Genomic DNA, 12,732 nt, shown 5'->3' with positions numbered 1-12,732 from the left:
CATGAGTGCGATGTTGGATACCGCATTGCAGGCCGTCCCCGCGACCAAGGCGCGTGGCTATTGGGCGACGGTTGGCCGCCGCATCAGGCGCGACAAGGTCAGCATGGCTTGCGCCATCATCCTGGTGCTGATCTTTGCCTCGGCGCTGCTGGCACCATGGCTGCATCTTGCCGATCCCTATCAGGGCTCGATGATCCGCCGTCTCCGCCATATCGGCACGCCGGGCTATCCGCTCGGCACCGACGAGCTCGGCCGCGACATGCTGGCGCGGCTGATCTATGGCGGACGGCTGTCGCTGGTCATCGGCATTCTGCCGGTGATCTTCGCCTTCGTGATCGGCACCTCGCTCGGCCTCGTCGCCGGCTATGTCGGCGGCAAGCTCAACACCGCGATCATGCGCACGGTCGACGTGTTCTACGCCTTCCCGTCGGTGCTGCTGGCGATCGCGATCTCGGGAGCGCTCGGCGCCGGCATCACCAATTCGATCGTGTCGCTGACCATCGTGTTCGTGCCGCAGATCACCCGCGTCGCCGAAAGCGTCACCACCGGCGTGCGCAACATGGATTTCGTCGAGGCGGCGCGCGCGTCCGGCGCCGGGCCCTTCACCATCATGCGCGTCCACATGCTCGGCAATGTGCTCGGCCCGATCTTCGTCTACGCCACTGGCCTGATCTCGGTGTCGATGATCCTCGCCGCCGGTCTGTCGTTCCTCGGGCTCGGCACCAAGCCGCCGGAGCCGGAGTGGGGCTTGATGCTGAACACGCTGCGTACTGCGATCTACGTCAATCCGTGGGTCGCGGCGCTGCCGGGCGCGATGATCTTCGCGGTCTCGATCTGCTTCAATCTGCTGAGCGACGGCATGCGCAGCGCCATGGACATCAGGAATTAGAGCATGAGCGACGCCAATCTCACCGTCGATATGCTGGAGCCGGTCGCCGACATCGGCGGCGCCGCGCAGCCGCTGCTGCAGGTCAAGGGACTGACCAAGCACTTCCCGGTGCGCGGCGGCCTGTTCAGTCCGCGCAAGACCGTGCGCGCCGTCGACGACGTCACCTTCGCGGTCATGAAGGGCGAGACCGTCGGCATTGTCGGCGAATCCGGCTGCGGCAAATCGACCACCGCGCGGCTGTTGATGCACCTGATGGCACGCGATGCCGGCGATATCATCTATGACGGAAGGCAGGTCGGCCCGTCGCTCTCGCTGCGCGATTTGCGGCGCGGCGTGCAGATGGTGTTCCAGGACAGCTACGCCTCGCTCAACCCGCGCCTCACCATCGAGGAATCGATCGCCTTCGGGCCAAAGGTCCACGGCATGGCCGACGACACGGCGCGGACGCTGGCGCGCGAATTGCTCGGTAAGGTCGGCTTGCGGCCGGAGATTTTCGCCAACCGCTATCCGCACGAGGTGTCCGGCGGCCAGCGTCAGCGCGTCAATATCGCGCGTGCGCTCGCGCTGTCGCCGCGGCTCGTGATCCTCGATGAAGCGGTGTCCGCGCTCGACAAATCGGTCGAGGCGCAGGTGCTCAATCTGCTCGCCGACCTGAAACGCGAATTCGGCCTGACCTATCTGTTCATCAGCCACGATCTCAACGTCGTCCGCTACATCTCCGACCGCGTGCTGGTGATGTATCTCGGCGAGGTCGTCGAACTCGGCCCGGTCGATGCGGTCTGGGACGCGCCGGCGCATCCCTATACCCGCGCACTGCTGGCGGCGATGCCGTCATCCGATCCCGACAGGCGCACCGAGGTGCCGCCGATCTCGGGCGATCCGCCCAATCCGATCGATCCGCCATCGGGCTGCCGGTTTCACACCCGTTGTCCGTTTGCGGAGCCGCTCTGCGCAAACGACACGCCAAAACTCAGCGATCTCGATACAATGGGCCATCAAGCGGCGTGCTACATGGCCATTCCTGGCTCGGGGCACAGCCGCGCGCCGGCAAAAGCAAAAGGAGAAAACGCGGCATGACCAGACCTACTCCCAAGGATGTCAAGGTGATCGCGCACGTCGCTGACGTGCCCGCCGACGACGAAGTCGCCACCCGGATCGCCAATTCGATCGGGCCGGCATTCGACGGCTTTGCACCGATCTCCGGTACGCTGCCCTTCGATCTCGAACCCGCGAGCTTCCTGCTGGCGCAGATCGCGCAGAAGATCGAGAAGGTGTCTAAATGAGCTCTGATCCGGCCCTGATGACGCTGACCGCGGTCGCCAAGGCGATTGCCGACAAGAAAGTTTCCTCGCATGAGGTGACGCGCGCCGTGCTGCATCGCGTTGCGGAATGGCAGCCACGCCTCAACGCCTATATGGCGGTCGAATCCGAGCAGGCGCTGGCCGCCGCCACCGAGGCCGATGCCGCGCTCGCCAGGGGCAATAGTCGCGGCGCGCTGCACGGCGTGCCGCTGGCGCACAAGGACATGTATTATGACGCTGGTAAGGTCGTGACCTGCGGCTCGCTGATTCGCCGCGACTTCGTGCCGAAGACGACCTCGACCGCCCTGCAGCGGCTGAAGGATGCCGGACAGGTCCGCCTCGGCTCGTTGCAAATGGTCGAGTTCGCCTATGGGCCGACCGGCCACAACGTGCATTACGGCGCGGTGCGCAATCCCTGGAACACCGAGCACATCACCGGCGGCTCGTCGTCGGGCTCGGGCTCGGCGGTCGCCGCGCGGCTCACCTTCGCCGCGCTCGGCTCCGACACCGGCGGCTCGGTGCGCATGCCGGCGCATTTCTGTGGCGTCACCGGCCTGAAGACGACGGTCGGCCGCGTCAGCCGCGCCGGTGCGATGCCGCTGTCGCAGTCGCTCGATACCGTCGGTCCGCTGGCGCAGACCGCGGAGGACTGCGCGCTGCTGCTCGGCCTGATGGCCGGCGCCGACCCCGAGGATCTGACGGCGTCGACGCAGCTTGTCCCGGACTATATGGCCGCGACCAAACAGTCGCTGAAGGGCCTGAAGATCGGCGTCCCGACGGCGTTCTATGTCGACGACCTCGACCCTGAGGTGGCGCGTATCCTCGACGAGACTATCACCACCTTGAAGAAAGAGGGCGCCGAGATCGTCAAGGTCGAGCTGCCCGATCAGCGCCAGCTCTCCTCGGCATCGCAACTGGTGCTCGCGGTCGAGGCTGCCGCCTTCCACAAGCGCTGGATGATCGAGCGGCCGCAGGATTACGGTGCGCAGGTCCTGATGCGGCTGCAGAACGGCCTGACCATTCCGGCGGTCACCTATCTCGAGGCGATGCGCTGGCGCGGCCCCGCGCTCGCCGCGCATAACGCGGCGGTCAACGGGGTCGATGCGGTGATCGCGCCGTCATCGCCGGTGCCGGCGCCGACGATCGCGGAGAGCGATGTCGGCAATGGTCCGGGCGCCGACGCGGTGCTGCAGCGCCTGACGCGCTTCACCCGCCCGGTCAACTATCTCGGTCTGCCATCGCTCTCGATTCCCTCCGGCTTCACCAAGACGGGTCTGCCGGTCGGCATGCAGCTGATTGGTCGCTCCTTCGAGGAAGCGGTTCTGCTCCGGATCGGCGCCGCGTTCCAGCGTGCCACTGATTTCCACGCCAGGGTGCCCAAGCTCGCATGACCAACCTCGTCGAGATCAACAACCTCAATATCCGCTTCACCGGCGATCGCACGGTCCATGCCGTGAACGATCTCAGCCTGCAGCTCGGCGAGGGCGAGGTGTTGGGGCTGCTCGGCGAGTCCGGCTCGGGCAAGAGCGTGACGCTGCGCGCGTTGATGCGGCTGTTGCCGAAGAAACGCACGCAGATCTCCGGCAGCGTCAAGGTGCTGGGACAAGAGGTGCTGGCGATGGACGATGAGGCGCTGTCCGGATTTCGCGGCCAGACCGTCTCGATGATCTTCCAGGAGCCGGCGCTGGCGCTCGATCCGGTCTACACCATCGGCCGCCAGATCGCGGAGACGGTGATGCGCCACGAGGGTAAGAGCGAGCGCGAGGCCACGGCCCGCGCGCTCGAAATGCTCGAGGTGGTGCGGATCCCCTCCGCGAAGCGGCGGCTGGACTCCTATCCGCACGAAATGTCGGGCGGGATGCGCCAGCGTGCGATGATCGCGCTGGCGCTGGCTTGCAAGCCGAAGATCCTGCTTGCCGACGAGCCGACCACGGCGCTCGATGCCACCGTCCAGATTCAGATCCTGCTGCTGCTGCGCGAGCTGCAGCGCGAGTTCGGCATGTCGGTCATCTTCGTCACCCACGACATTGGTGTCGCGATCGAGATCTGCGACCGCGTTGCGGTGATGTATGCCGGCCAGATCGTGGAGCAGGGCGCCTTGCGCGATATCGTGCGCTCACCGGTGCATCCCTATGCCAAGGGCCTGCTGGCCTCGACCATTCACGGCGCGATGCGCGGCCAGCGGCTGGAAACCATTCCGGGCACCCCGCCCTCGCTCGATCATGCGCCGGCCAGTTGCTCCTTTGCACCGCGTTGCAAGTTCGCCGAGCCGCGCTGCAGCGAGCGCTTGCCGCCGGTCGTGCAGGTCGCTCCCGGCCGTTTGGCACGGTGCATCCTGGCCGAGCCGGCGCCCGCCACGGCCTAGCTCGCCCGCGCGACGGCGTCCGTGATCCAGCGCCGCACCGCCGCGATGCGGCGGTCCCGCGCCTGCTCGGTCCGGGAGACCAGGTAGATCGTCTCGCTGTGCGCCGCCTCGAACGCAAACGGCGCCACGAGCCGCTTGCCGAAGCCCGGCCGCGCCTTGATCAGCGGCGCGATCGCAATCGCGACGCCGAGTCCGTGTTCGGCGGCCTCCAGCATCGCCGGCACGCTGTCGAGCCACAGATGTCCGCGCGGAGCGAGATTCGGCAGCCCGGCCTCCCTCAGCCAGGCCGGCCACGCCCGCGGCTGCGTCGTGACATGGATCAGCACCTCGCGCGACAGGTCCGCTGGGGTCCGAAGACCTGCCTTGACCAGCGCCGGCGTACAGACCGGCAATCCTTTGACCTGTACCAGCGGCTCGACTTTCACCCCGGTGGCATGTTCCCGCCCGTAACGGATCGCGACATCGACGCGTGATCCGTTGAAGTCGGCATATTGGTGGGTGGCCTCGATCCGCAGCGTCAGTTGCGGATGGCGCCGCTTGAAATCCGGCAGCGCCGGCAGCAGCACGGCACTGGTGAAGAACGGCAATGAGCTGATCCAGAGCTCGCTGCCGGCCTCACCGCGTCGCCGCAGCATGTCACGGCTCGCCTCCTGCAGCGTCGCCAGCGCGGCCGACACTTTTGCAAGGTAGCGCTCGCCGTCGTCGGTCAACCGCACCTGGCGCGCGCCGCGGACGAACAGTTTGGTGCCGAACTGCTCTTCCAGCCCGCGGATCTGGTGGCTGATCGCCGACGGGCTCAGCGACAGGTCTCGCGCGGCGCGCCGGAAGCTGAGTTGGGTGGCCGCGCGCTCGAAGGCGAGCAGCGCCGGCAGCGGCGGGATCACCCGCGGATCGGGGGCATCCAATGGGTGAATCTTGCTCACCTGAAGTGATGAATGGCCTTTTGTCATGGCCGCTATTCTTGGATGAGATTGGCTGAACGCTCAATCCTGTTCATCTCAAGGGACCATTCGCCTTGGCCATCTTCGAACCGCTCGCCACGCCCCATCACTGGAAGCCCGCGGCGCTGGCGGCCGGGCCGTTCACCGGCCTTCAGGGCGGGGCGGTCGCAAGCCTGCTGACCGGCGAGGTCGAGGCCATGGCCGGTGCGCGCAATTGGGGCACCGCGATCTCGGCGACGGCCTGGTTCCTGCGGCCGACGCCAATGGCGGAACTGCGCACGCACGTTACCGTGGTGACCGAAGGCGGCCGGGTCAGCGTCGTCGACAACACGCTCTGGCCGGCCGGTGAGGAGCGACCCTGCGCGACGGTGCGCGTGACGCTGTCGCGCGAGCGTGCCGTCGAGGTCCCGGGATTTTACGGGAGCGCAGCCGATCCGGTGGATCCCACGGTGTTTCCGTTGCGCAGCCCACACGCGGTCCATGGCCGCAGCTGGTTCATGGATGCGATGGAAGCCCGTGCCGGCGGCGATACCGCCTGGTTTCGCTTGCATCACGCCGTCATGGCGGGCGCCGGTCCGCTGGCGCGGGTGCTCGGCCCGGCTGACTGGACCCACGGCATCGCGCGGCCCGTCCAGAACGTGGTGGCCGACCCCAATCCGAACCTCGCGGTGCAGCTGTTCAGGCCACCGCGAGGCGCCTGGATCGGCGTTCGCGCCGATGCGCGCTGGCGCCCGGAGGCCGGGCTCGGCGTCGGCAGTGGGGTGTTGCTCGATGTGGATGGCGAGATCGGCCGGGTCTCGATGTCGGTCATTCTCGTGCCGCTTCCGGGAAGCGCGCCCGCGCGAGGCCAGGGTTCCGCCGCCGGTTAACCCTGATTTATTCCGTCAACTGTCGGTGCGATCACAAAATGAGGCCGCGAACCATGCTTTGGTTCACGCGACTTAAAATGGACGGTGGTCGCAAACGTCTATACAACGTGGTGATCACGTAACTCTTTTGTTTTGCAGAGATCAGTTTTTATGGCAGCCGCGCCCGCTGTCCGGCGTTCCGAACTGGCTGAGGCGCTGCGCGCTTGCCGCAGCGCCTTTATCGGCGTCGGCCTCATCAGTTGCATGATCAACCTGCTCTACCTGACAGGTTCGATGTTCATGCTGCAAGTCTACGACCGGGTGCTGCCGAGCCGCAGCGTTCCGACCCTGGTCGGCCTCGTGGTCATCGCCGCGGTCCTCTACATGGCTCAGGGCGTGCTCGACCTGCTGCGCGGACGGATCCTCGGCCGCGTCGGCACCTCGCTCGACGAAGCGCTCAATGCGCGGGTGTTCGACACCGTCGTTCGGCTGCCGCTGATGGCCGGCAATCGCAGCGAAGGCCTGCAGCCGCTGCGCGACCTCGACAATGTGCGCTCCTTCCTCGGCAGCATGGGTCCCGGCGCGTTCTTCGATCTGCCCTGGCTGCCGTTCTACATGGTGATCTGCTTTGCCTTCCATTGGCTGCTTGGCGTCACGGCGCTGATCGGCGCCGTCATCCTGGTGACGCTGACGCTGATCACCGAATACTTGTCGCGCACGCCGGCCAAGGAAGCGATGACGCTCGCGGCGCGGCGCAACGATCTTGCCGCCTCCAGCCGCCGCAACGCCGAGGTGCTGGTGGCGATGGGCATGGCCGGCCGCATGAACAGGCGCTGGAACGAGGCCAACGAGGAATATCTGTCCGGCAACCAGCGTGCGAGCGACGTCACCGGCGGGCTCGGCGCGGTCGCCAAGGTGCTGCGCATGATGCTGCAGTCCGCCGTGCTCGCGGTCGGCGCCTATCTCGTGATCCATCAGGAGGCCACCGGCGGCATCATCATCGCCGGCTCGATCCTGAGCGCGCGGGCACTGGCGCCGGTCGATCTCGCGATCGCGCATTGGAAGGGCTTCGTCGCCGCGCGGCAGAGCTGGCAGCGGCTCAACCGCCTGCTGCAGCAAATTCCGGCGCGGCCCGAGCAGACGCTGTTGCAGGCGCCGGAGAAGAAGCTTTCGGTCGAGGCCGTGACCATGGTCGCGCCGGGCGACCAGCGCGCCATCGTGCAGGACATCACCTTCGCCGTCGAAGCCGGCAGCGGCGTCGGCGTGATCGGCCCGAGCGGCTCCGGCAAGTCGTCGCTGATCCGGGCGCTGGTCGGCGTCTGGATGCCGGCGCGGGGCAAGGTACGGCTCGACGGCGCCGCGCTCGACCAATGGTCGTCCGACCAACTGGGGCGCCACGTCGGCTATTTGCCGCAGGACGTCGAACTGTTTGCCGGTACGGTCGCCCAGAACATCTGCCGGTTCGATCCCGACGCCAAGTCCGACGGCATCATCGCGGCGGCCAAGGAGGCCGGCGTGCATGAGATGATCATCAAGATGCGCGAGGGCTACGACACCCAGGTCGGCGAGCAGGGCACCGCGCTCTCCGCGGGCCAGGCGCAGCGCGTGGCGCTGGCGCGGGCGCTGTACGGCAACCCGTTCCTGATCGTGCTGGATGAGCCGAACTCCAATCTCGACAGCGAAGGCGACGAGGCGCTGACCCGCGCGGTGCGCGGCGCCCGCGAGCGCGGCGCGGTCGTCATCGTGGTTGCGCACCGGCCGATCGGCATCGAGGGCGTCGACCATCTGCTGGTGCTGAAGGACGGCCGCATGCAGACCTTCGGGCCGAAGGAGGCTGTGCTCGCGCAGGTGCTGCAGCGTGCCGCGCCGCCGGTGCCGACGCCGATCAAGATCGTCGCGGATGCGGGAGCCGCAAAGTCATGACCGATCAACCGCGCAACGCACATCGCTCGATCCGCAAGCATCTGATCGTCGGCCTCGCCGTGGTTCTGGTTCTCGGCGGGGGCGTCGGCGGCTGGGCCGCAACGGTGCCGATCTCGGGTGCGCTGATCGCGCCGGGCTCGGTGGTGGTCGAATCCAACGTCAAGAAGGTGCAGCATCCGACCGGCGGCGTGGTCGGCGAGGTGCGGGTGCGCGACGGCGACGTGGTCAAGGCGGGCGACATCGTCGTGCGCCTCGACGAGACCGTCGTGAAGGCCAGCCTTGCGATCGTGGTCAAGACGCTGAACGGTCTTTATGCGCGCGCGGCCCGGCTCGAGGCCGAGCAGCAGGGCCGCGACAAGATCGCCTTCCCGCCGCAGCTGCTCGAGCAGGCCAAGGAGCCGGACGTTCGCGACATCATGGCGAGCGAAACCAAGCTGTTCGAGGTCCGCGTCAACGGCCGCACCGGCCAGAAGGCGCAGCTGCGCGAGCGCGTCACCCAGCTCAACGAGGAGATCTCCGGCCTGCAGGCGCAGGAGAGCGCCAAGGACAAGGAGATCGCGCTGGTGCAGCAGGAGCTGGTCGGCGTCCGCCAGCTCTATGAGCAGCATCTGGTGCAGCTGACCCGCCTGACCACGCTCGAGCGCGACGCGGCGCGGCTCTCCGGCGAGCGCGCGCAGTACATCGCCTCGCGCGCGCAGGCCAAGGGCAAGATCACCGAGACCGAGCTGCAGATCATCCAGGTCGACAAGGACATGCTGGCAGAGGTCTCGAAGGACCTGCGCGAGACCAACGACAAGATCGGCGAGTTCGTCGAGCGCAAGGTCACCGCCGAGGATCAGCTTCGCCGCATCGACATCCGCGCGCCGCAGGACGGCGTCGTGCTGCAATCGACCGTGCACACCGTCGGCGGCGTCATTACCGCGGGCGATGCCATCATGATGATCGTGCCGAAGGCCGACGATCTGTCGGTCGAGGCCAAGGTCAATCCGCAGGACATCGACAAGCTGCAGGTCGGACAGAAGACAGTGCTGCGGCTCTCCGCCTTCAACCAGCGCACCACGCCGGAGCTGAACGGCGTCGTCACCCGCGTCTCCGCCGACGTCACCACCGACCAGCGCACCGGGCAGAGCTATTACACCATCCGCGTCTCGATGCCGCCGGAAGAAGTGGCGCGCCTCGGCAGCGAGGTGAAGATCATCCCGGGCATGCCGGTGGAAGCCTTCGTCCAGACCGGCGACCGCACCATGCTGTCCTATCTGATGAAGCCGATGAGCGACCAGTTCATGCGCTCGTTCCGCGAAAAGTGAGCCGCGCGCTGCTCTTGTAGCCCGGATGAAGCGCAGCGAAATCCGGGAACAGTCGCTCAGCGGATGAAGTCGTCCCGGATTGCGCTTCGCTTCATCCGGGCTACGCAGTCCTCGTTAGATTGCAGGCTCTTTCCCCAAGTCGTCCCTGCGAAACCAAGGACCCATAACCACAGGATCGAGTTGTTGAAGCAGGCTGTGGCTCCAGCGGACCATCGTCAATTGCCATCGGTGATTATGGGTCCCGGGTCGCGCTTCCGCCTCCGCTCTTCGAGCTTCGGTGAGACAAGTCGCTTGCCCGGGACGACAGGGAAAAATTACCGTTCCAGATTCTTCAACAACAGCTCCAGCGCCGCCTTCGCAAATGCCTGCATGTTCGCCTGCCGGTCGCCGCTCGCGGTCTCCAGCGTGATCACCTGCTGGTGGGGGCCTGCGACCGCCATGCAGCTGTGGCCGGCGGCATCGCCGTAGCGGTTGCCGGTCGGGCCGGCGGCACCGGTCTCCGACAATCCCCAGTCGGTCGCGAGGCGCTCGCGGATCTGCCGCGCCAGCAATTGCGCGTAAGGTTCCGACGCCGAGCGGAGCCCACGCATGGCGTCGTCGGGAATGTCCATCAGCGCGCGCCGCGCGTCGCGGGTGTAGATCACGCCGCCGCCGAGGAAATAGGCCGACGCGCCGGGAACCGCGAGCAGCGATGCGGAGATCAGTCCGCCGGTTGAGGATTCCGCGACCGCAATCGTCTGCTTGTTCGCGATCAGTTTTGCGGCGACCTGTTCGGCGATGGATGTGAGCGCGTTCATCGGCCTTCTTTCTCGTTGCTTGCCATGAAAATCCCGTGGGGCGTCCTGCCCTCCTAGCACACCACGCAGCCGTTTGCCGAGTTGCAGGCCGCGGCATGGCCTGATTGAATGCAAGACAAGAACCAGGCGCCGCCCGACAAGCTTGTCGTGAGAGCGTGCGCGGAGGAAACATCATGACGTCGCCGATCGCGGGCGGCGTGGATTGCGATCTGCATCCCGCCGTGCCTCACCTCACCAGCCTGCTGCCGTACATGAACGACTACTGGCGCGACCAGGTGACGACGCGCGGCATGACCGACCTGATCTCGCAATCCTATCCGACCAATTCGCCGATCTCGTCGCGGCCGGACTGGCGTCCAGCGCAAGGCAAGCCGGGCTCAAGCCTTGCGGACATGCAGCGCCAGGCGCTCGACCAGTTCGGCACGGCCTACGGCATCTGCAATCCGCTCTACGGCGTGCAGATGGTGTTCTCCGAGGACATGGCCGATGCGTTCTGCCGCGCGCTGAACGACTGGCTGGTCAAGGAATGGCTCGACAAGGACGATCGCCTGCGCGGCTCGATCGTGATCCCGGTGCAGAGCATCGAAAAGGCGGTCGCCGAGATCGAGCGCTGTGCGCAGGACAAGCGCTTCGTGCAGGTGTTGATGCTGGTGATGGGCGACATGCCGCTTGGCAAGCGGCACTACTGGCCGATCTACGCCGCGGCGGAACGGCTCGGCCTGCCGGTCGGCATCCATGCCGGCAGCGCCTATCACAATCCGCCGACCTCGGTCGGCTGGGGCTCCTATCACATCGAGGATTATGTTGCGCAGGCGCAGGCGTTCCAGACCCAGCTCACCAGCCTGATCGTCGAGGGCGTGTTCGCGCGCCATCCGAACCTGAAAATGGTGATGCTGGAGTCCGGCTTCACCTGGCTGCCGCCATTCCTGTGGCGGCTGCACAAGTTCTGGCGCGGCGTGCGCATGGAGACCCCGTGGGTCGACCGCGCGCCGCTGGAGATTGTGCGCAGCAACATCCGCTTCTCGCTGCAGCCGGTCGATGCGCCGCCGGACGGAGACACGCTGAACCGCCTGTTCGACCATATGCAGTCGGACGAATTGATCCTATTCTCGTCAGATTATCCGCATTGGCAGTTCGACGGTGACGAGGTGCTGCCGCACGGGTTGTCGCAGGATCTGGTACGCAAGATCATGATCGATAATCCGCATGCGACCTATGGCCGGCTCAAGGTGAAGGAGAAGACGCCATGAACATCCAGCTCCGCGAGCGTCCCGAAACCGCATCGCCGACCAGCATCAAGACCGCGATCGCCGACTGCGACATCCATCCGGCCCGCGCCACCAAGGATGAATTGTATCCTTATCTCGAAAAGCGCTGGCATGCGCATCTCGAGACCTTCGGCGTCCATGCCTATCAGGGCATGATGGGAGGCCCGCCCTATCCGAAGGCGCAGCCGAATGCGTCGCGCCGCGATGCCTATCCGCCGGAAGGCGGCCCGCAGGGCTCGTCGCTGTCCTTCATGCAGAAGCAGCACCTCGATCCCAACAATGTCGCGCTCGGCGTGCTCAACCCGCTCAACACCGGACAGGGCATCCGCAACCAGGATCTCGCCGGCGCGATCTGTTCGGCAATCAACGACTGGCAGATCGAGAAATGGACCAGCAAGGATTCCCGCCTGAAAGGCTCGGTCGTCGTCGCCAATGAGGATGGCATGTCGGCCGCCGCCGAAATCCGCAAGCGCGCGGGCGACACGAATTTCGTCCAGGTGCTGCTGCTCAGCCGCAATGTCGAGCCGCTCGGCCAGCGCCGTTACTGGCCGATCTATGAGGCGGCACAGGAAGCCGGCCTTCCGATCGGTGTGCACGCCTTCGGCTTCGGCGGCAACCCGATTACCGCGTCGGGGTGGCCGAGCTACTATATCGAGGAGATGGTCGGGCATTCGCAGTGCCAGCAGACCGCGCTGGCGAGCCTCGTGCTCGAGGGCGTGTTCGAGCGCTTCCCGAAACTGAAGATGGTGATGGTCGAGGCCGGCTTCGGTTGGGCGCCGTCGCTGGCCTGGCGGCTCGACAAGGTGTTTTCGCGGCTGCATGCCGAGGTGCCGCATCTGAAGCGCAAGCCGTCGGAGTATATCCGCGACCACATCTGGTGGACGACGCAGCCGATGGAGGATCCGGAGAGCCGCGACCATCTGTTCCAGACCATCGAGTGGATCGGCTGGGACAGGCTGCTGTTCGCGACCGATTACCCGCATTGGGATTACGACGAGCCGTCGCGCGTGCTGCCGGCCGGCGTCAGCGATGCCAATCGCCAGGCGTTCTATCTCGACAACGCCAAGCAGCTGTACGGTATCGCATGATCCGA

The 12,732-nt window shown here is 66.3% G+C and carries 12 protein-coding genes; 10 read left to right on the top strand and 2 right to left on the bottom strand.

From position 1 onward, the window contains the following. Position 1 precedes the first annotated feature (1 nt). From ACZBJS_RS18015 to ACZBJS_RS17995, 5 genes are read left to right on the top strand one after another with little or no spacing between them, the layout of a single operon-like run. Positions 2-889 (top strand): ABC transporter permease, encoded by an 888-nt coding sequence (locus tag ACZBJS_RS18015; protein WP_156436506.1) that lies wholly within the window; start codon positions 2-4, stop codon positions 887-889. Between the two features lie 3 nt (positions 890-892). After that, positions 893-1,966 (top strand): ABC transporter ATP-binding protein, encoded by a 1,074-nt coding sequence (locus ACZBJS_RS18010; protein ID WP_316397510.1) that lies wholly within the window; start codon positions 893-895, stop codon positions 1,964-1,966. Then, complete coding sequence (locus ACZBJS_RS18005) at positions 1,963-2,172, top strand: hypothetical protein (RefSeq protein ID WP_076832604.1); 210 nt, start codon at positions 1,963-1,965, stop codon at positions 2,170-2,172. The genes ACZBJS_RS18010 and ACZBJS_RS18005 overlap by 4 nt, the downstream gene beginning before the upstream one ends. Then, positions 2,169-3,581, top strand: coding sequence for an amidase (locus tag ACZBJS_RS18000; protein ID WP_316397509.1), 1,413 nt, complete (start codon positions 2,169-2,171; stop codon positions 3,579-3,581). The genes ACZBJS_RS18005 and ACZBJS_RS18000 overlap by 4 nt, the downstream gene beginning before the upstream one ends. Further along, the gene (locus tag ACZBJS_RS17995; RefSeq protein ID WP_076832598.1) at positions 3,578-4,555 is read left to right on the top strand and encodes an ABC transporter ATP-binding protein; all 978 of its coding nucleotides are present in this window, start codon (positions 3,578-3,580) and stop codon (positions 4,553-4,555) included. Before ACZBJS_RS18000 ends, ACZBJS_RS17995 begins: the two co-directional genes overlap by 4 nt. Here the strand turns inward: ACZBJS_RS17995 and ACZBJS_RS17990 are convergent. Further along, complete coding sequence (locus ACZBJS_RS17990) at positions 4,552-5,460, bottom strand: LysR substrate-binding domain-containing protein (RefSeq protein WP_316397508.1); 909 nt, start codon at positions 5,458-5,460, stop codon at positions 4,552-4,554. The two genes, ACZBJS_RS17995 and ACZBJS_RS17990, sit on opposite strands and share 4 nt — an antisense overlap. Before the next feature lie 110 nt (positions 5,461-5,570). On the opposite strand from ACZBJS_RS17990, the gene ACZBJS_RS17985 reads away from it, so the two are divergent. From ACZBJS_RS17985 to ACZBJS_RS17975, 3 genes are all read left to right on the top strand, one after another. Beyond that, positions 5,571-6,365 (top strand): acyl-CoA thioesterase domain-containing protein, encoded by a 795-nt coding sequence (locus ACZBJS_RS17985; RefSeq protein ID WP_316397506.1) that lies wholly within the window; start codon positions 5,571-5,573, stop codon positions 6,363-6,365. Positions 6,366-6,515: 150 nt separating this feature from the next. Next, positions 6,516-8,267 carry a type I secretion system permease/ATPase gene (locus tag ACZBJS_RS17980; RefSeq protein WP_253625132.1) on the top strand — a complete coding sequence of 584 codons (1,752 nt, stop codon included), beginning with the start codon at positions 6,516-6,518 and terminating at the stop codon, positions 8,265-8,267. Beyond that, entirely contained in the window at positions 8,264-9,574 is a 1,311-nt protein-coding gene (locus ACZBJS_RS17975; RefSeq protein WP_057020081.1) for an HlyD family type I secretion periplasmic adaptor subunit, read from the top strand. The genes ACZBJS_RS17980 and ACZBJS_RS17975 overlap by 4 nt, the downstream gene beginning before the upstream one ends. 314 nt (positions 9,575-9,888) lie before the next feature. Here ACZBJS_RS17975 and ACZBJS_RS17970 read toward each other — a convergent pair whose 3' ends face one another. Then, positions 9,889-10,371 carry a CinA family protein gene (locus ACZBJS_RS17970; RefSeq protein ID WP_253604962.1) on the bottom strand — a complete coding sequence of 161 codons (483 nt, stop codon included), beginning with the start codon at positions 10,369-10,371 and terminating at the stop codon, positions 9,889-9,891. A 173-nt stretch (positions 10,372-10,544) separates the two neighbouring features. Here ACZBJS_RS17970 and ACZBJS_RS17965 point away from each other — a divergent pair, with 173 nt between their 5' ends. Together ACZBJS_RS17965 and ACZBJS_RS17960 are read left to right on the top strand one after the other, a co-directional pair. Continuing rightward, positions 10,545-11,621, top strand: coding sequence for an amidohydrolase family protein (locus ACZBJS_RS17965; RefSeq protein ID WP_076832583.1), 1,077 nt, complete (start codon positions 10,545-10,547; stop codon positions 11,619-11,621). Then, the gene (locus ACZBJS_RS17960) at positions 11,618-12,727 is read left to right on the top strand and encodes an amidohydrolase family protein (RefSeq protein WP_253625130.1); all 1,110 of its coding nucleotides are present in this window, start codon (positions 11,618-11,620) and stop codon (positions 12,725-12,727) included. The genes ACZBJS_RS17965 and ACZBJS_RS17960 overlap by 4 nt, the downstream gene beginning before the upstream one ends. Positions 12,728-12,732: the final 5 nt, after the last annotated feature.

Source organism: Bradyrhizobium sp. KZN70725, from assembly GCF_055264925.1.
Note: the sequence above shows the minus strand (reverse complement) of the source record. Positions and strands in the feature narration are given on the sequence as shown.

What these genes read in the sequence shown, in the direction of transcription:
- ACZBJS_RS18015 (WP_156436506.1), top strand. Translation starts at nt 2, where the DNA reads ATGAGTGCGATGTTGGATACCGCATTGCAGGCCGTCCCCGCGACCAAG.
- ACZBJS_RS18010 (WP_316397510.1), top strand. Translation starts at nt 893, where the DNA reads ATGAGCGACGCCAATCTCACCGTCGATATGCTGGAGCCGGTCGCCGAC.
- ACZBJS_RS18005 (WP_076832604.1), top strand. Translation starts at nt 1,963, where the DNA reads ATGACCAGACCTACTCCCAAGGATGTCAAGGTGATCGCGCACGTCGCT.
- ACZBJS_RS18000 (WP_316397509.1), top strand. Translation starts at nt 2,169, where the DNA reads ATGAGCTCTGATCCGGCCCTGATGACGCTGACCGCGGTCGCCAAGGCG.
- ACZBJS_RS17995 (WP_076832598.1), top strand. Translation starts at nt 3,578, where the DNA reads ATGACCAACCTCGTCGAGATCAACAACCTCAATATCCGCTTCACCGGC.
- ACZBJS_RS17980 (WP_253625132.1), top strand. Translation starts at nt 6,516, where the DNA reads ATGGCAGCCGCGCCCGCTGTCCGGCGTTCCGAACTGGCTGAGGCGCTG.
- ACZBJS_RS17975 (WP_057020081.1), top strand. Translation starts at nt 8,264, where the DNA reads ATGACCGATCAACCGCGCAACGCACATCGCTCGATCCGCAAGCATCTG.
- ACZBJS_RS17970 (WP_253604962.1), bottom strand. Translation starts at nt 10,371, where the DNA reads ATGAACGCGCTCACATCCATCGCCGAACAGGTCGCCGCAAAACTGATC.
- ACZBJS_RS17965 (WP_076832583.1), top strand. Translation starts at nt 10,545, where the DNA reads ATGACGTCGCCGATCGCGGGCGGCGTGGATTGCGATCTGCATCCCGCC.
- ACZBJS_RS17960 (WP_253625130.1), top strand. Translation starts at nt 11,618, where the DNA reads ATGAACATCCAGCTCCGCGAGCGTCCCGAAACCGCATCGCCGACCAGC.